Annotated in this window: 18 protein-coding genes; 1 reads left to right on the forward strand and 17 read right to left on the reverse strand. The window is 71.7% G+C overall.

Features of this window, described 5'->3' with window-relative positions:
• Nucleotides 1–49: 49 nt before the first annotated feature.
• The 13 genes from F620_RS0104950 to F620_RS0105010 all read right to left on the reverse strand — a co-directional run bounded on the left by F620_RS0104950 (nucleotide 50) and on the right by F620_RS0105010 (nucleotide 10,918).
• Complete coding sequence (locus F620_RS0104950) at nucleotides 50–445, reverse strand: hypothetical protein (protein ID WP_019021837.1); 396 nt, start codon at nucleotides 443–445, stop codon at nucleotides 50–52.
• A gap of 61 nt (nucleotides 446–506) precedes the next feature.
• Nucleotides 507–1,262: a glycosyltransferase family 2 protein gene (locus tag F620_RS0104955; protein WP_019569685.1), complete on the reverse strand. Its 756-nt coding sequence runs from the start codon at nucleotides 1,260–1,262 to the stop codon at nucleotides 507–509.
• A gap of 19 nt (nucleotides 1,263–1,281) precedes the next feature.
• On the reverse strand, nucleotides 1,282–2,004 hold the full coding sequence (fabG, locus tag F620_RS0104960; RefSeq protein WP_019569686.1) for a 3-oxoacyl-ACP reductase FabG: 723 nt from the start codon (nucleotides 2,002–2,004) through the stop codon (nucleotides 1,282–1,284).
• Nucleotides 2,001–2,441 (reverse strand): hypothetical protein, encoded by a 441-nt coding sequence (locus F620_RS0104965; protein WP_019569687.1) that lies wholly within the window; start codon nucleotides 2,439–2,441, stop codon nucleotides 2,001–2,003. The genes fabG and F620_RS0104965 overlap by 4 nt, the downstream gene beginning before the upstream one ends.
• Nucleotides 2,438–3,226: a beta-ketoacyl synthase chain length factor gene (locus tag F620_RS0104970; RefSeq protein WP_038030589.1), complete on the reverse strand. Its 789-nt coding sequence runs from the start codon at nucleotides 3,224–3,226 to the stop codon at nucleotides 2,438–2,440. The genes F620_RS0104965 and F620_RS0104970 overlap by 4 nt, the downstream gene beginning before the upstream one ends.
• Nucleotides 3,223–4,413, reverse strand: coding sequence for a beta-ketoacyl-[acyl-carrier-protein] synthase family protein (locus F620_RS0104975; protein WP_019569689.1), 1,191 nt, complete (start codon nucleotides 4,411–4,413; stop codon nucleotides 3,223–3,225). The genes F620_RS0104970 and F620_RS0104975 overlap by 4 nt, the downstream gene beginning before the upstream one ends.
• Nucleotides 4,410–6,833 carry an MMPL family transporter gene (locus F620_RS0104980; RefSeq protein WP_019569690.1) on the reverse strand — a complete coding sequence of 808 codons (2,424 nt, stop codon included), beginning with the start codon at nucleotides 6,831–6,833 and terminating at the stop codon, nucleotides 4,410–4,412. The genes F620_RS0104975 and F620_RS0104980 overlap by 4 nt, the downstream gene beginning before the upstream one ends.
• A gap of 6 nt (nucleotides 6,834–6,839) precedes the next feature.
• A complete protein-coding gene (locus tag F620_RS0104985) occupies nucleotides 6,840–7,460 on the reverse strand; it encodes a LolA-related protein (protein WP_019569691.1) in 621 nt (206 codons plus the stop codon).
• The gene (locus F620_RS0104990; RefSeq protein WP_019569692.1) at nucleotides 7,450–8,343 is read right to left on the reverse strand and encodes a hypothetical protein; all 894 of its coding nucleotides are present in this window, start codon (nucleotides 8,341–8,343) and stop codon (nucleotides 7,450–7,452) included. The genes F620_RS0104985 and F620_RS0104990 overlap by 11 nt, the downstream gene beginning before the upstream one ends.
• On the reverse strand, nucleotides 8,340–8,666 hold the full coding sequence (locus F620_RS0104995) for a hypothetical protein (RefSeq protein ID WP_018870253.1): 327 nt from the start codon (nucleotides 8,664–8,666) through the stop codon (nucleotides 8,340–8,342). The genes F620_RS0104990 and F620_RS0104995 overlap by 4 nt, the downstream gene beginning before the upstream one ends.
• Nucleotide 8,667: 1 nt before the next feature.
• A complete protein-coding gene (locus F620_RS0105000) occupies nucleotides 8,668–10,038 on the reverse strand; it encodes an AMP-binding protein (RefSeq protein WP_019569693.1) in 1,371 nt (456 codons plus the stop codon).
• Entirely contained in the window at nucleotides 10,035–10,649 is a 615-nt protein-coding gene (locus F620_RS0105005; protein WP_019021848.1) for a hypothetical protein, read from the reverse strand. Before F620_RS0105005 ends, F620_RS0105000 begins: the two co-directional genes overlap by 4 nt.
• Nucleotides 10,646–10,918, reverse strand: a complete 273-nt coding sequence (locus tag F620_RS0105010) for a phosphopantetheine-binding protein (RefSeq protein ID WP_018870250.1) — start codon at nucleotides 10,916–10,918, stop codon at nucleotides 10,646–10,648. Before F620_RS0105010 ends, F620_RS0105005 begins: the two co-directional genes overlap by 4 nt.
• 119 nt (nucleotides 10,919–11,037) lie before the next feature.
• On the opposite strand from F620_RS0105010, the gene F620_RS0105015 reads away from it, so the two are divergent.
• A complete protein-coding gene (locus tag F620_RS0105015) occupies nucleotides 11,038–11,757 on the forward strand; it encodes a YdcF family protein (protein ID WP_019569694.1) in 720 nt (239 codons plus the stop codon).
• 18 nt (nucleotides 11,758–11,775) lie between these two features.
• Here the strand turns inward: F620_RS0105015 and F620_RS0105020 are convergent, their stop codons facing one another.
• The 4 genes from F620_RS0105020 to glcE form a co-directional block, all read right to left on the reverse strand.
• Complete coding sequence (locus F620_RS0105020) at nucleotides 11,776–12,105, reverse strand: hypothetical protein (protein WP_019569695.1); 330 nt, start codon at nucleotides 12,103–12,105, stop codon at nucleotides 11,776–11,778.
• A 23-nt stretch (nucleotides 12,106–12,128) separates the two neighbouring features.
• A complete protein-coding gene (locus tag F620_RS0105025; protein ID WP_019569696.1) occupies nucleotides 12,129–13,331 on the reverse strand; it encodes an alanine--glyoxylate aminotransferase family protein in 1,203 nt (400 codons plus the stop codon).
• 111 nt (nucleotides 13,332–13,442) lie between these two features.
• Entirely contained in the window at nucleotides 13,443–14,711 is a 1,269-nt protein-coding gene (gene glcF, locus F620_RS0105030) for a glycolate oxidase subunit GlcF (RefSeq protein WP_019569697.1), read from the reverse strand.
• A 13-nt stretch (nucleotides 14,712–14,724) separates the two neighbouring features.
• The gene (gene glcE / locus F620_RS0105035; protein WP_019569698.1) at nucleotides 14,725–15,834 is read right to left on the reverse strand and encodes a glycolate oxidase subunit GlcE; all 1,110 of its coding nucleotides are present in this window, start codon (nucleotides 15,832–15,834) and stop codon (nucleotides 14,725–14,727) included.
• Nucleotides 15,835–15,875: the final 41 nt, after the last annotated feature.

Below are 15,875 nucleotides of genomic sequence, written 5' to 3' on the forward strand. Positions count from 1 at the left end.
TTGAGCCGCTCGCGGTCCAGCCCCGGAATCGACCCGTGCGGATCCCGGGCTACCGGCGCGACAGCTCGGCCCGGATCTGGTTGTCCAGGTTCTCGATCCAGCGGTTGTAGTTCGGGTGGATCTCGCCGTTGGTGTGGTTGAGGTTCGTGCTGTCCTTGTAGTCGATGCGGTATTGCCCGGCGGAATACGGGATCTCCACCACGGCGGTGTGATCGCGCACGCGGATCGCCCCTTCCATCACGCCCGGTTCGACCTCCTCCATGCGCCAGCCGAGCCGGGCACCCGCATCGCGAATGGCCTGCGACATCACTTCGGCATCGGGACGCTCGCCCTGCGCATTGGTGATGGTGGTGTCGCTGACGTTATGCACCGGGGCGGTGCCGCGGCAGCCGGCCACCAGGAACAGGCTGGTGACGACGACGATGAGCAGGGTCTTGTAGTGCATGGTGCGGTTCCCTCCAGTTCTCCGGTGTGCGACGCAACGACACTCGAGTGTAGAGTTCCGGTCAGCTGTTTTCCACGGTCGGCGCCGTTTCCGGCCGGCGCAGCGAGCGCCACAGTCCGAGCGGGCGCATTCCGCGGCGCAGCAGGTGACCGGCGACCATGAAGATGATGCGCAGGGTATCGGCCGCCGGGCGGAAATGGCTGGGGCGGCGATCCTCGGGATAGATGCAGCGCACCGGCACCAGACGCGCCGGAAAGCCATGCCGTTCGGCCGCGATCAGCGCCTCGCTCTCGAACACGAACGAGCGGCCGTGCCCGTGGGGGATGCGCATCTGCCGCAGCAGATCGGCGGGGTACAGGCGAAAGCCCGACTGCGAATCGCGCAGCGGCTGCGCCGAGGCCCAGCCGATCCAGAAATCCGCGACCCGGTTGCCGAACAGGCGCAGCGGCGGGGTGCGTTCGCGTTCCTTCAGCCGGGCACCGAGGATCAGGTGTCGGGGGTGTTCCCGCCACGCGGCGATCAGTGCCGGGATTTCCGTGGCGTCGTGCTGGCCGTCGCCGTCCAGGGTGACGACCACGTCGGCGCCCTCGGCCACCGCCTGCTGCATCCCGGCCCACAGGGCACCGGCCTTGCCGCGGTTGGGTTCCAGACGCAGGACCTCGGCATGGGTGGCCGCCAGGGTGGCGGTGTCGTCGGCGGAGCCGTCGTCCACCACCAGTACCCGGTCGACCTGCGCCCGCGTGGCGGCGGTCACCGCCTCGATGGTTGCGGCCTCGTTGTGGGCCGGGATCACGGCGAACACGACGGGGGCAGTCATGGTTGCGGGGGCCGGGGCATCAGGCCAGGGCCCCGTTGATGCCGATGACCTGCCCGGAGACGTAGCCGGCGGCCTCGGAGGCGAGATAGCCCACCAGCCCGGCGACCTCGGCGGGCTCGCCGGCACGGCGCATGGGCACCATGCGGCGGATGGTGTCGGCATCGAATGCGGATTCGCTCATCGGGCTCTCGACGATCCCGGGCGCGACCGCGTTGGCGGTGATGCCGCGACTCGCGACCTCCTGAGCCAGCGACTTGATCGCCCCGTGCAGGCCGGCCTTGGCCGCGGCGTAGTTGGCCTGGCCGCGGTTCCCGGTGACCCCGGCCACCGAGGTGACGGCGATGACCCGGCCCCAGCGGGTGGTGATCATCGGCAGCAGCGCCGGCTGCACCACGTTGTAGAAGCCGTGCAGCGAGACCTCCAGTGGCCGGCGCCACTGTTCCGGCGTCATGCCCGCCAGCGGGGCATCGTCGTGGACCCCGGCGTTGTGCACCAGGATCTGGAACGGGCCGCGTTCGATTTCGGCCTCCAGTGCCGCGCGGGTGGCCTCGGCGTCGGTGATGTCGAAGCCCAGCACCTCGGCCCGGCCGCCGTCGGCGCGGATTCCTTCGACGACGTTCGAGGCGGCCGCGGTGTTGCGGTTGGCATGGACGAAGACCTCGCAGCCGGCGGCGGCGAGATCCCGGGCGATGGCCGCGCCGATGGCGCCGCTGCCGCCGGTGACGAGTGCGCGTCGCGTCATGGGGTTTCTCCGGGTTCCAGGATGACCGTGGCGCGGGCCGCCAGCAGCGGTTCGCCGGCGGCTTCCACGGCGAGATCGTAGATCGAGCTGCGGGCGTCGGCCATCACCCGCTCGGCGTGGATGTCCAGTGCGGTTTCGATGGTGTCCAGGCGCCGCGCGTGGATGCGCAGGTCGCGCACCGCGGCCAGATAGCCGGCCCGCGGCGCCGCGGCGTCCGCCGCGCCCAGACTGCCGTGCACGGCCATCGCCTGGGCGCCGTATTCCAGCGCGGCGAGGGCGTGCAGGCCGGGTTCGCTGCGCAGCGGGTTGTCCGGATCACGGTGCGAACGGGCGCGACAGTGGATGCGGTCGGCATCGTGGGCGACGACCTCGTCCAGCAGGCTCATCGCGCCGGCATGCGGCAGGCGCTCGCGGATGGCGGCGGCGTCCAGGATCATGGCGTGGTTTCCTCCACGTGCAGCCCGAGTACCCGCCCGGCGGGGGCTTCCAGGACCACTGCGTCGTGGTGGGCGCCGGCCAGACGTTCCAGCAGGGGCAGGGCCCGGGCCGCGGGGTTGGTGGCACGCAGGGCTTCCAGCGCCGGCGCCCGGCACGGGGTCTCGGGACCGTTCCCCCCGGGGTCCAGGCGCAGCTGCCACTGCGCGCCCGCGACCGGCCCCAGGCGCAGGCCGAAGGCAAAATTCTCGGTAACCGGTCGGACCGTGCGGAACAGCTCCATGGACGGGACGTCGTAGGAGACCACCAGGACCTCGCCGCCCTCGGCCAGCTGCAGGGTGACCGCCTCCAGCAGCCCGGCGGCCACCGTGCCGGTAAAGCCGGACAGGGCGGTGGCCGGGGCCGGGTTGCGGGTGGCGATGGACCAGTTGCCGGCCGGGGCGTTGTGCACCGAGTTGTGGAACTGCATGGGCGAGACCGCCGGGTCCGGCTGGGTCAGGGTCTCGCAGATGCGGTCGATGATGTCCATGTCGCCACTGGAGGAGGCGAACACGCTGCGCATGGACGTGCGGTCGCCACCCTCGCTGGCCTCCTCGGCCGCATGCAGGGCCAGGCGGATGGTCTGTGTGGTGCGGCGGCGTTCGTTGGCCGGAAGCAGGCTGGTGGGCGGGATCTGCACCGGCGCATGCACGTGTTCCCGGCGTCCGGACAGGATCTCGCGTGCCGACGGGAAATCCGCCAGCCCGGGCCCGATCAGCCCGACTGCGTGGATGCCGACGGGATTCAGCACGGGGCCTCCAGCAGCAGTGAGCAGTTGTTGCCCCCGAAACCGAAGGCGTTGAGCATCACCCGGCGCACCGGGCGTTCTTCGCTGGCTGCGCGCGCATCCAGACCCAGTTCGGGGTCCGGGTCGGTCAGTCCGGCGGTGCCGGGCACGAAGCCGCCGCCCAGACTGGCCAGGGCCTGGGCCGCGCCCACCGCCCCGGCCGCGCCCAGGGTGTGTCCGGTCAGGCCCTTGGTGCCGGCGCAGCGCGCGTGCGGGCCGAGGACATCGGCCAGCGCGCGGGCCTCGGAGCGGTCGTTGGCGGGGGTCGCGGTGGCGTGCATCAGCACGTAGTCCACGTCGGTGCCCGCGCATCCGGCGCGCTGCAGGGCCTCGCGCATGGCCCGCGCCGCGCCCGCGCCCTCCGGGTGGGGCGCGGACATGTGGTGGGCGTCGCTGGATTCGCCGTGGCCGGTCAGGCGCGGGGCGTCCGCCGGGGCATCCTCCGCGCGTTCCAGCAGGAAGAAGCCCGCCGCCTCGCCGATGGAGATCCCGCGCCTTTGCCGATCCAGCGGGGTGCAGGGCTCGGGCGCCACCAGCTGCAGGGCGTTGAAGCCGTACAGGGTCATCCCGCACAGCGAGTCGACCCCGCCGACGATGGCCGCGTCGCAGACCCCCGCCCGCAGATGACGCCAGGCATCGGCGAACACCTTCGCGCTGGAGGAGCAGGCGGTGGAGACCACCATGGCGGGCCCGCTCAGACCCAGGCGCGTGGCCACGTAGTCCGCCAGCGAATACATGTTCTGGGTGTGGCGGTAGTCGTAGTCGGGGGGCAGGGCACCGGTCTCAGGATCGCGCCGCTGATAGGCCTCCTCGGTGGCCGCGATCCCCGAGGTGCTGGTGCCCAGCAGCACCGCGACCCGGTCGGCGCCGTGGCGCCGCACCGCGCCGGCGACCGCGTCGAGGAAGCCGTCCTGCTGCAGGGCGAGTTCGGCCAGGCGGTTGTTGCGGCAGTCGAACGGCGCCAGCTCGCCCTCCAGCGGGTGATCTTCCAGGCCCTGGACGCGGCCGATGAAGGTCTCCAGATCCACGTCGGGCAGGTCGCAGCGCCGCAGGCCACTGCGACCCTCGCGCAGCGCGGCCGCGCCCGCGGCGTTGCCGGTGCCGGCCGCGCTGGTCTGGGTGTGGGCGGTAATGGCCAGGGCATTCATGGAGACGGTTGGATCCTCGAGCGCAATGACCCCGGCCCGGGGCCGGAGGCCTCGGACGTCGGGGGCGGGTTCACGGGACGGGCCAGCAACAGGGCCGCCACGTAGGAAAATACCACGCCCAGGGCCACGGTGAGACCCAGGGCACGTAACACCGGCAGGCTGGACAGAGCCAGCAGGGCGAACACCAGACCGGTGGACAGGGCGCACAGGGTCACCGAACGGCGGGTGCGCCGGGCCTCGTCCGGCTCCATGGCGCCCGGGCGGCCGAGGAATACCGCGTAATCCAGCCCCAGCCCGATCACCAGCATCAATGCGATCAGGTGGAACAGGGTCAGCTCGATCCCGAGCAGCAGCAGACTGGCGGTGGTCAGCAGCAGACCGGCGGCGACCGCGGTCACGATGCGCAGGCTGCGCCCGGGATCGCGCGTCAGCAGCCACAGCAGGGCGGTGACCGCCAGCGCGGCCAGGGACAGGCGGGTCAGGGCCGCCGTGCGAAAATCCGCGACCATGGCCTCGGTGGTGGCGCGCAGGTCGACCAGTTCGACCTGGGTACCGGCGGCCGCACCATGGCGGTCGATATGCCCGCTGACGGTGTCGGCGTCGCTCAGCCCGCGCAGCAGCACCTGTCCGATCCAGGCCCGTTCATGTCCCGCCGCCGAATGTTCGCCCGGGGCCAGCAGCAGCGGTTCCAGCGCCTGGCGCAGCGGCCCGTCGGGCAGGCTGTCAGGGGTCACCGGGTCCATCTCGCGACTGCGTTCCACGTCATCGAGAAACTGCGTGAAGGCCTCGGCCTGAAAGCCGTGGTTCCGCACCGCCCGTTCCACGTGTTCGGCCAGGGTGTCGCGCTCGGGCAGGGCTGCCTGGCGTTCGCGCTGGGTCGCGGTATCCGGGAGGATCTGCGCGGGATGGTCGAAACCGGTGATCGTCCCCGCGTCGCGCAGCGCCTCCAGCGGTTCGTCCAGCGCGTGCGCGGCCTGCAGCACGGCGTCGGCGGATTCCCCCCGGATCAGCACCAGATGGCGCACGTCCGGCAGCCCCAGCGCGTCGCGCAGTTCGCGGTCCAGGGCGATGGCCTCCTCGGGGACCGGATTGAGCGCGGTGAGCTGGTCGTTCCACGGGAAGGGGTCGCGGCTCAGCAGCACGGCCAGCGCCGCGATCACCGCCACCAGCAGCAGCCCGAGGCCCGCTCGCTGTCCGCGCGGCCGCAGCGAGGGCAGGGGCAGCCGCGGTTCCGGCAGGCCCCGTTCGCGTGCGCCGCGTGGCAGCAGCGCCGGCAGGACCCAGCGGGTGACCGCGGCGGCGACCAGGATGCCGGTCAGCACGAACAGGCCCAGCTGGGCCATGCCGGGGAACGAGGTCGCGGCCATCAGCGCGTAGACCAGCGCGGTGGAGCCGGCGCCCAGCACCAGCGCCGGCCACAGTTCCCCGGCGACCCGTGCGGCAGCCCGGCGGCCGGCGTGTGCGAACAGATGCAGGGGGTAGTCCAGTGCGACCCCCAGCACGGTGATGCCGAAGGCCAGCGCGATCCCGTGCAGATGGCCGAAGACCAGCGTGACCACGGCCGCGCCGGCGAGGATCCCGCTGCCCAGCGGGATCGCCGCCAGCCACACCGGATGGGGGTGGCGGAAAACCACCAGCAGCAGCACCGCCAGCGCCAGCGAGGCGGCCAGGCTGAAGGCGGTGACCTCGGCGCGGATGCGCTCGCGCGATTCCACCGCGATCGCGGGTGGCCCGGCCTGCAGCAGGCGCAGGTCGGCGTCCTCCAGGGCCGCGAATTCCTGTTCGACGCGCTGCAGCAGCCCGGTCTGCTCCTCCAGGCCTTCGGCCGCCGGCGCGATGCGCACGACCAGCAGGGCCCGCTCGCCGGCCGGGTCGGTCCATACGCCGTGTTCGCCGCGGGTCGCGTCGCCGAACGGGTCGCGCAGGCGCTCGCCCAGTTCCAGCAGTTCGCCGGTGGGGTCGCGCGGGATCAGCTCGCGCGGCATCGCCGGCACCGCGCTGGAGAGGTCGTCGCGGCGCTCGGCGAACGCGCTGTCCAGGTGCTCCCGGGAGAAGCGCTCGGGGGTGACCGCCGGGCTCAGCAGGTAGCGCAGGTCGAGGATCGCCTCCAGCGCCTCGGGGTCGAAATCGCCGCGTCCGTTGTGGACGCCGGCGACCGCCGGGTCCCCGCGCAGGGCGTCGGCGAGTCCGTCGGAGGCCGCGGCGCGCCGTGCGGCATCGCCGCCCTCGATGGCCAGCAACAGCTGGCGGGCTCCCGGTCCGCCGTCGACGTCCAGCGGCAGTCCGGCCTCGGCGCCGGGGTCGGGCATGAAGCGTCCGAGATCGGTGGCCATCTCGCCGCGCAGGGCCAGGACCAGGGCCGCGATCAGCAGACCGGCCAGCCACAGCGTGACCGCGGCACGCGAGGGGAGGGACGACATGCGTGGTCAGTCGCGTTCGCTGGAGGGGTCGCCGGATGCCGGTGCTTCGAAATGCATGCGGCTGGTGCGGTTGCCGGATTCCCAGGTGTCCATGCGCCGGATCTCGCCTTCGCGGCCGCGGATGGTGATCTCGATGATCGCCCGGCGCAGCGCGCGGTCGCGCGGGCGCAGCTCCAGTTCCCAGGCGTCGAGATCGCCGTCCAGCTCGACCTCGAAGCCCGCTTCCAGTGCCTCGCGGTCGCCCTGCAGCAGGCTGCGGAACAGCCCGGCGAAGGTCTCCAGCCCGGGTTGTTCGTCCAGACGGATCTCGCGCACCGAATCGCCGCGGGTCAGGGTCAGCTCGCGGCCCTCGATGCGCACGTGCTCGCCGCGGCGGCCGTCGGTCTCGCGGATCAGGGTATCCGGGGGCTCGAAGGCGATGCGGCCGCTCTGGCGGTCCTCCGACTGCAGCATCGGGTCCTGGCGGACTTCGCGAAAGGCCATCTCCGCGGGCGCGTCGAGGCTCAGGGCCGCCAGGATCGCATCCAGGGTGTCCGCGGCGGCCGGCAGCGGCAGCCACAGCAGGGGCAGCAGGGCCAGCCATGCGAGCCGGGCGGGCCCGCGGGTGCGGTGGTGGTCAGTCGTCATGCCAGAAATCATAGAAGTTGAACCAGTTCCACGGGGCGTTCCGCACATGGGCCTCCAGGCGCCGGGCATAGTGGCAGGTCCAGTCCTGCAGCACCGCGTCGCGTTGTGCCCGCGGCGCCTCGATCGCGTCGGCAAAGTGTTCGAAGACGATATCGTAGCGGTTGCCGCCGCGATAGAGTCCGAAACACAGGATCACCGGCACCTTCAGCACCGTCGCCAGCAGCATCGGGCCCATGGGGAAGACCGCGCGGTCGCCGAGAAATTCGCACTCCACCGTGCGATCGTTTTCCACCACCCGATCGCCCAGCATGCCCACCATCTCGCCGCGTTCCACCGCCTCGCGGGCGCGGATCAGGGTGTCGGTACGCCCCAGCGGGATCACGCTGTGCGCGACCTCGGGGTTGAGCGAATCCAGCAGGCGGGTGATGACCTGGTTGTGGTCGGCGTCCATCAGTACCCGGACGGGGAAGTCGTGATGGCCCACGGCCAGGGCCCGCAGGGCCTCGAAACTGCCCAGATGGGCCCCCAGCAGGATCGCGCCGTCCCCGGAGTCCAGTGCCTGGTGGAAGATGTCGGCGCCGTGCACCCGGATATCCAGGGCCTGCTCGCGCCCGGCGAGCAGGAACACCCGGTCGAGGATCACCGCGGCGAAGCTGTGCAGGTGGCGGGCGACATCGCGCATGCGCGGCGGATGCCCCAGCACGCGCCGCAGATAGTGCCGACTGTGCCGCCGTGCGCGCGGTGCCAGCAGCAGGAAATAGGCGGTAATGGGGTACAGCAGCAGGCGCCCGGCGGGGCGTCCCAGGCGCAGCGCGACCCACAGGATGATGCGCAGGGCGAGGGGACTGCCGCGTTCTTCCTGAGCGCGCCAGTCCCCGCTCATGACGGGTCGGCCGGCGGTTCGGGGTCCAGCTGCCCCGCGCACAGCAGCGTATCGGAGCCGTCGTCACGGATGCAGCGGAAGGCACGGGTCCCGCGGCGCCCGGGTTCGTCGATCTCCACCCGGAACGCGGTCTCGGGAGGCAGCGGCGCCACGAATTTGATCTGCGGAAAACGCGCGGGAGCGGTCAGGCCCAGCTCCTCCGCGGCCGCCGCGACCTGTTCCAGGATCATCACGCCGGGTACCACCGGGTTGCCGGGGAAATGCCCCGGAAGGGCCGGATGGTCCTCCGGGATGCGGCGCGGCCGGCTGGTCAGGCCCGCCATTTCACACGGGCTCCCCGTGGCAGGCGAGCAGGTCCAGCAGGGCCTGGCGCGGCAGCTTGCCGGTCGCCGAGCGCGGCAGGCTGTCCACCCGTACCAGCGGGCGCGGAAGAAATGCCGGGTCGAGCCGCTCGGCGAGCTGCTCCTGGATCGCGGATTCGCTCAGCTCCGGGGCCACCACCAGCGCCGCCAGCCGGGTGATCCCGTCGGCATCCGAACTGTCCGCGGGCGGGATGAAGACCCCGTCCCGCACCCCGGGGAGGGTTTGCAGATGACGGTTCAGCTCCACCAGCGAGGCGCGCTTGCCGGCGATATTGAGCATGTCGGCCAGGCGTCCGGTCATGCGGAAGCGGCCGTCCCCCGCGACCTCGATGCAGTCCGGCAGCGGAACCGACTCGCGATGCTGCGGACCATGCGCGAGGGCCAGACCGGAGGCATCCCCGTCGGCGTGTACCCGTACCCCCGGGTACGGCGTCCAGTGGTCTTCGTGAACCGTGCGGCGGGAAGCGATGGCACCGGCCTCGGTGCAGCCGTAGATCTCGTTGACCGGGGCGCCGAAGTGCGCCTCGAGCTCCTTCGCGGTGCTGGCTTCCAGCGGTGCGGTGGCGGAGAGGATGCGTCGCGGCGCGGCAGGTGCCGACTGGCCGGAACGCAGGCAGGTCCCCAGGTGGAAAGGCGTGGAGATCAGCACCGGACGGGTCTCGCGCTCCAGCGCCGCGTGCACGTCGGCAGGGTAGAACGGACGTTCGGCGAGCAGGGTGTTGGGGCCCAGCAGGGCCGGGAGTACCGTGGACTCCAGGCCGTACATGTGCTGCGGCGGCACGGTGGCGACCAGGGCATGTCCGGGGCCGCGGTTCAGCTCCAGGCGCTGCAGCGCCTGCTCGGTGACCGCGACCAGATCTCCCCAGCGTCGCGGATGGGCGGTGGGCGTCCCGGTGGAGCCGGATGAAAAACCGAGGATCGCGGTGCGATCCCGGGGGATCATCGGGATGTCCGCGGGACGGTCTTCGTTCCCGCCCCCGGCGTCGCCACGCGCGCTGACCGCCAGGGTGTGCAGGGGGAAGTCCTCCTCGCAGGAGTCCACCAGTGCGACCGCTTCGGGATAGCCACGGGCGATCTCGCCCAGCACCGTGCGCCCGCGCGCCGGCGGCAGCAGGTTCATCTGTCCGCGCAGCAGGATGGCGCCGAAGGCGACCGAGAACCGGTAACGGTCCTCGCACAGGTTGAAGGCCGCCGGCGCCTCGGGCAGGCGGGCGGCCAGCTCGCGGACGTCGGCCAGCCAGGCGGCGCGCGACACCGGGTGTCCGCCGATCCGGGCCAGTGGCGTGTCGGCGTCCGCGAGCAGCGGGCAGGCGAGGGGAGCGGCTTCGCTCATGGCTGCCTCAGGATCCGTCGATGGTCGGCCCGCGCCAGCTGCATCAGATAGGCAACAAAGCCTTCGCGGGGTTCATCCGGCAGGAAACGGGCACGCAGCGGATATTCCAGCATGAACAGGACTCCCAGCAGAAGATAGTTCAGGCCGTTGGCCACGACCGCCCATACGGTCGCCGGCGCGAACACCGACAGACCGGCCGAGACCACCGCCAGCAGGGCGCAGGTGCTGGCCCAGATGGCGGTCATCACCCGGGTATAGCGATGGACCGCGGGGCTGTCCGAGGCCCCCATTTCCAGGGCATACCGCGTGATCAGTGGCGTGGAACCGGACCGCAGCGAGCGCGCGAACAGCGCCGCGATCAGGCCCGGGACCAGCACCGGCACCGCGTGGATCAGCCACTCGCCGGCCGGGGTCAGGCCGAACAGCGCCAGCGCCGCCAGCAGCCCCGTGCCCAGCAGTACTCGTGCCCGCGGGCGCAGGGACGAGGCGACGGCGAGAAACACCAGCAGCGTCAGCAGGGCCAGCGGCAACGGCTGCAGCTCGATCCATTGCCCGGCGATCACCGAAACCGGGTAGGCCAGCGCAACCGCCGCAGCCAGCCTTGCCGTCACGAGGACGTCCGGTTCGCCTCGATATGTTCACTCAGCGCACGCAGGGACGCGAAGATCCGCAGGTTGTCCTCGTCATCGGAACGGATCTGCACGCCATACGCGCGACCGATCGCCAGAGCCAGCTCGAGGGCATCGATGGAATCCAGCCCCAGACCCTCGCGGAACAGCGGGGCCTCCGGCTCGATGTCTTCCGGCGCCGTTTCCTCGAGGTTCAGGCTGTCCACGATCAATCGGGCGACTTCCTGCTCGAATGCCGTCTGCGCCCCCATAACTTCCCCCTGATGTCCCTGGTCGGGGGCGATGATACCGGTAAGACCCCGGGCTTGGTACCCTTCAAACGAAGGTGTTACTCCGGCGTCGGGTTGTGTCAGCCTTCGGCAAGGCCCGGATGCCGATCATTCTCATCCTGATCATGGAGGTCACATTGGCGCAGCATCGCCGGGTAACCCTGGGGCGCGTGGGTGCGGACGGGCTGGCGATGTTCGCGCTGTCGCAGGTCGTGATCCTGGCGACCCTCGGGGTCAGCCTGCTGCTGGCGTGGCACGGCGTGCGCCGCACCGCGCATGCACCCTGCCGGCCGCGGGCGGTGGAGACCGTGCTGGTGGCGGGGATGCAGCTGGAAGAGGGGCATCCGGCCCCCGGGTACCACCTGCGGCTGCTGCGGGCGCTGCGGCTGCTGCGCCGGCATCCGCAGGCGCGGGTGCTGGTGCTGGGCGGGCAGACCTCGGCGCAGGGGCCCAGCGAGGCCGCGGCCGGGGCGGCGTTTCTGCGCGAGCGGGGCGTGGCGGAAGCGCGTATCCGGATCGAGGACCGCTCCACGCATACCCTGGAGAACCTGCGCCATGCGCGCGATTTGATGCGCGAGGAGAGCGCCGGCTCGGACGATCCGCCGGCGGTGCTGGTGACCAGCCGCTATCACCTGGCCCGGGCGCTGGCGATCGCGCGCGGGCTGGGTCTGCACCTGCAGCCGTGCCCCGCCGAGCCCGGCCGTCATGCTGCCCGGGGGGCGGTACTGTGGCGCGAGGCCTGGCTGCTGCACTGGTACCACACCGGGCGGGTATTCGCCCGGGTGTTCCGCCGGCGCGGGATGCTCCGGCGGATTACCTGAGCGGCGGGTCGATCCCGGTCAGCCGCGGGCGGCGAGGGCCTCCTCGTTGTAGGCGGCGTCGATGGTGGTGATGGTCTTCTCCACCAGGCGGAAACCCTCCACCGGGGCATCGTCGGCCATGTACTTCAGGCGCACCGGGCCGATCGACTTGACCGCCTCGGCACGCTCCAGCGTGGTGTCGGGGCCGTCGGCACCGGCCCCGTCCATCAGCGCGGTGAGGATTTCGGCCACGATCGGGTCCTTGTGTTCGCCGTTGCGGGCCTTTGTCAGGGTGCCGGCGGCATCGCCGTCCAGGAATTCCGTGTCCATGTGCCGATCCAGGTAGTTCAGCAGTTCGCTCAGGGTCATCAAAGCCTCCTCGGGTCGTTTGTTCAGCCGGTGCTGCCGGCGGCATCCATGCGGGCATAGGCCGCACGCGCCGCCGCCATCGCCCGGCCGGGTTCCACCACGCCACGATCCGCCAGTACCGCCTCCAGAGCGGACAGGCAGGTCAGCACGTTGCGTTCGTTCGCGCCATAGCCCATCAGGCCGATGCGCCACACCTTGCCGGCGTACGGCCCCAGGCCGGCACCGATCTCCAGGCCGTAGCGTTCCAGCAGCTCGCCGCGCACCGCCGCCTCGTCCACGCCCTCGGGGACATGGACGGAGTTGAGCTGCGGCAGACGGTGTTCCTCGGCCACCAGGAATTCGAGACCCATGGCCTCGAGGCCGGCGCGCAGAGCGTCGTGGTGACGGCAGTGCCGCGCCCAGCTGTTTTCCAGGCCTTCTTCCTGCAGGATCACCAGTGACTCGTGCAGGGCGTACAGGGCGTTGATCGGGGCGGTGTGGTGATACGCGCGCTTGCTGCCGCCACCCCAGTAGCCCATGACCAGGTTCAGGTCGAGGAACCAGCTCTGCACCTTGTGGCTGCGCGCCTGGATGCGGTCCACCGCGCGCTGGCTGAAGCTGACCGGCGACAGGCCGGGGGTGCAGGACAGGCATTTCTGGGTGCCGGAATAGATCGCGTCCACGCCCCAGTCATCGACGTACAGCGGGCTCCCGGCGAGGCCGGTCACCGAGTCGACGATGGTCAGGCAGTCGTGCTCACGGGCCAGCCGGCACAGGGTCTCGACGTCCGAGCGCGCGCCGGTGGAGGTTTCGGCGTGGACGAACGCCAGGACCTTTGCATCCGGATTGCCCTTCAGCGCGTCGGCGACCTTGTCCGGGGAGACCGGGTTGCCCCAGTCGTCTTCCACCACCACGGCGGTGCCACCGCAGCGTTCGACGTTCTCCTTCATGCGGGTCCCGAACACGCCGTTGATGCAGACGATGACCTTGTCCCCCGGTTCGACGAGGTTCACGAAGCAGGTCTCCATGCCGGCCGAGCCGGGGGCGGAGACCGGCAGGGTCAGCGCGTTTTCGGTCTGGAAGGCATACTGCAGCAGGCCCTTCATCTCTTCCATCATGCCGACGAACACCGGGTCCAGGTGGCCGATGATCGGGCGACTCATCGCGCTCAGCACGCGCGGGTTCACGTCGGAGGGGCCGGGCCCCATCAGGGTGCGTTGCGGCGGAAGAAAGGAAGAGGTGGTCATGATTTAACCTTCTGCAGTACTCGGGAATCGGATGGCGCGAATGTAGGCCCCGCCCGGGGTGCGGGCAAGCGCCCCCACGGCGCGGCGGGAGTTCCCCGCGCCGGTTCATGGTCACCCTTCCCGGCGGTGGCGGTCCAGCAGGCTCAGCCAGTGTTCCACCCCGCGTTCGGTGCCCGACTGCAGGTGACTCAGGCAGCCGATGTTGGCCGACACGATGCGCGCCGGGGCCGCGGCCTCCAGGTTTCCCAGCTTGCGGTCGCGCAGCTGCCGCGCCATGGCCGGCTGCGTGATGGAATAGGTGCCGGCCGAGCCGCAGCACAGGTGGCCCTCGGCGACCGGCAGGACCTCGCAGCCCGCGGCCTGCAGCAGCGGCTCCACGCGTCCGGCCAGGCCCTGGCCGTGCTGCAGGGTGCAGGGGGCGTGCCACGCGATCCGGCGGTCCTCGCCGGTGACCTCGATCCCCAGCGTGGTGACGGTATCGGCGTCGAACAGCTCGGCCGGGTCGCGCACCAGGGCGGTGAGCTCGCGCGCCCGCTCGCGGTATTCGTCGTCACCTTCCAGCAGGTGGGCGTAGTCGCGCAGCATCGCGCCACAGCCGCTGGCGGTGGAGACCACCGCGTCCACCCCCTGCTCCAGTGCCGGCGCCCAGGCGTCGAGATTGGCGCGCAGCCGCGCACGGGTGCGTTCGCCGTCGCTCAGGTGATGTTCCACCGCGCCGCAGCAGCGCGCGGCGGAGACCCGTTCCACCGCGATGCCGCGCGCGGCCATCAGGCGCTCGAACGCCGCGTTGATGCGCGCGTCGATGGCATCGTGCACGCAGCCGGCCAGCAGCAGCACGCGGCCGTGTTCGAAGGGTACGGCCCCGCCCTGCAGCACCGGGTCGCCGGCAGGTGCGGCGGGGCTCGGCGGGGCCGGATGGGCGGCTGGCACCTTGGCCCGCAGCTCGCCGCGCAGCAGCGGTCGGGCCAGGCGCCCGGCACCCAGGGCGAGGCGGAACGGCCACCCGGCGGGGAGCGTGCGCTTGAGCATGGCGCGGAGCAGACGTTCGCGCCAGCCGCGCGGGACGTCGCGTTCCACCGCCTCGCGGCCGAATTCCACCAGATGCGCGTAGTTGACCCCGGAGGGACAGGTGGTCATGCAGTTGAGGCAGGTCAGGCAGCGATCCAGGTGGCGCCCGGTGGCCGCATCGGCCTCGCCCTGTTCCAGTACCTGCTTGATCAGGTAGATGCGCCCGCGCGGTCCGTCCAGCTCGTCGCCCAGTTCCTGGTAGGTCGGGCAGGTCGCGTTGCAGAAACCGCAATGGACGCAGTTGCGCAGGGCCTGTGCGGCGATGCGGGCGGCCGGGTCGTCGGCGTAGCGTTCGTGGATACGGGTGTCCATGGGAGTGCTCGCTTCAGGTACCGGTGGCGCGGGCCGGGGAGCCGGGCAGCAGCGGACTGTGGAACATGCCTTCGGGGTCCATGGACTGTCGCACCCGGGCCTCCAGCCCCTCCAGGGCGGTGCCGCGCGGATGCAGGCGCGGTGCACCGGCCGGGTCCCCGTGCCAGATGCGGGCATGTCCGCCGGCGGCCTCCACCGCCGTGCGCACCCGCGCCGGGTCGGCCTCGCTGCGCAGCCAGCGCTCCCCGCCGCCCCAGTTCAGCAGCCACTCGCCGGGCAGTTCCGGCGGGGGCGTGGCCGGGGGCACGACGATGCGCCACAGGCGCTCGCCGGGCGCGGGTTCGCGCGTGAAGGGTTCCGCGCGATGGTCGCGCAGACCGCTCCAGAAGCCTTCGCCATCCGCGGCCGGGGCATCCCCCAGGCGCTCGGCGGCTTCCGTGACCGCCTGTTCCCCGCCGCTCAGACGCAGGTACATGCGGCCGTCGTTCCACGCCAGCCCGGAAAGGGGCAGGGCCGTACGACCGAGCTCGCGACAGGCGTCGATGAAGCCGGCGGCGTCCAGGTTCCGCTGCAGGGTGAGCTCGTGAGCGGGGCGCGGCAGGAGCTTGAAGCTGACCTCCAGCAGGACCCCGAGGCCGCCCAGGCTGCCGGCCATCAGGCGCGAGACGTCGAAGCCGGCGACGTTCTTCATGACTTCGCCGCCGAAGCGCAGGATCTCGCCGGAGCCGTTGATCACGCGGGTGCCCAGTACGGCGTCGCGCAGGCTGGCGGTCCACGGCCGGCGCGGACCCGACAGTCCGGTGGCCACCATGCCCCCCACGGTGGCGCCCGGCCCGGGATCCCCCGGCTCGAACGGCAGCATCATGCCCACCGCCGCCAGCTCGGCCTGCAGTTCGGCCAGCGGGGTGCCGGCCCGCACACTGACCACCAGCTCGCTGGGGGCGAGATGGGTGATGCCGCGGTGTGCGGTCACATCGAGGGACTCGACGTCACCCGGCAGGGGGTCGGGGCGGGCGATCGTCGACCGGGTTCCGCCCCCGGCGATCCACAGCCGGCGGCCGCCATCGGCGGCCTCGCGTACCGCGCGGGCGAGTTCCTGGCTGTAGTCGGCGGTCTCGGACATCGGTCTCCCGCGGGTTTCGGGTGGCAGCGCGCGGGTGCGGT

It is taken from the genome of Thioalkalivibrio sp. ALE11 (genome assembly GCF_000381205.1).
Lineage (GTDB): Bacteria > Pseudomonadota > Gammaproteobacteria > Ectothiorhodospirales > Ectothiorhodospiraceae > Thioalkalivibrio.

What these genes read in the sequence shown, in the direction of transcription:
- F620_RS0104950 (WP_019021837.1), bottom strand. Translation starts at nt 445, where the DNA reads ATGCACTACAAGACCCTGCTCATCGTCGTCGTCACCAGCCTGTTCCTG.
- F620_RS0104955 (WP_019569685.1), bottom strand. Translation starts at nt 1,262, where the DNA reads ATGACTGCCCCCGTCGTGTTCGCCGTGATCCCGGCCCACAACGAGGCC.
- fabG (WP_019569686.1), bottom strand. Translation starts at nt 2,004, where the DNA reads ATGACGCGACGCGCACTCGTCACCGGCGGCAGCGGCGCCATCGGCGCG.
- F620_RS0104965 (WP_019569687.1), bottom strand. Translation starts at nt 2,441, where the DNA reads ATGATCCTGGACGCCGCCGCCATCCGCGAGCGCCTGCCGCATGCCGGC.
- F620_RS0104975 (WP_019569689.1), bottom strand. Translation starts at nt 4,413, where the DNA reads ATGAATGCCCTGGCCATTACCGCCCACACCCAGACCAGCGCGGCCGGC.
- F620_RS0104980 (WP_019569690.1), bottom strand. Translation starts at nt 6,833, where the DNA reads ATGTCGTCCCTCCCCTCGCGTGCCGCGGTCACGCTGTGGCTGGCCGGT.
- F620_RS0104985 (WP_019569691.1), bottom strand. Translation starts at nt 7,460, where the DNA reads ATGACGACTGACCACCACCGCACCCGCGGGCCCGCCCGGCTCGCATGG.
- F620_RS0104990 (WP_019569692.1), bottom strand. Translation starts at nt 8,343, where the DNA reads ATGAGCGGGGACTGGCGCGCTCAGGAAGAACGCGGCAGTCCCCTCGCC.
- F620_RS0104995 (WP_018870253.1), bottom strand. Translation starts at nt 8,666, where the DNA reads ATGGCGGGCCTGACCAGCCGGCCGCGCCGCATCCCGGAGGACCATCCG.
- F620_RS0105000 (WP_019569693.1), bottom strand. Translation starts at nt 10,038, where the DNA reads ATGAGCGAAGCCGCTCCCCTCGCCTGCCCGCTGCTCGCGGACGCCGAC.
- F620_RS0105010 (WP_018870250.1), bottom strand. Translation starts at nt 10,918, where the DNA reads ATGGGGGCGCAGACGGCATTCGAGCAGGAAGTCGCCCGATTGATCGTG.
- F620_RS0105015 (WP_019569694.1), top strand. Translation starts at nt 11,038, where the DNA reads ATGCCGATCATTCTCATCCTGATCATGGAGGTCACATTGGCGCAGCAT.
- F620_RS0105020 (WP_019569695.1), bottom strand. Translation starts at nt 12,105, where the DNA reads ATGACCCTGAGCGAACTGCTGAACTACCTGGATCGGCACATGGACACG.
- F620_RS0105025 (WP_019569696.1), bottom strand. Translation starts at nt 13,331, where the DNA reads ATGACCACCTCTTCCTTTCTTCCGCCGCAACGCACCCTGATGGGGCCC.
- glcF (WP_019569697.1), bottom strand. Translation starts at nt 14,711, where the DNA reads ATGGACACCCGTATCCACGAACGCTACGCCGACGACCCGGCCGCCCGC.
- glcE (WP_019569698.1), bottom strand. Translation starts at nt 15,834, where the DNA reads ATGTCCGAGACCGCCGACTACAGCCAGGAACTCGCCCGCGCGGTACGC.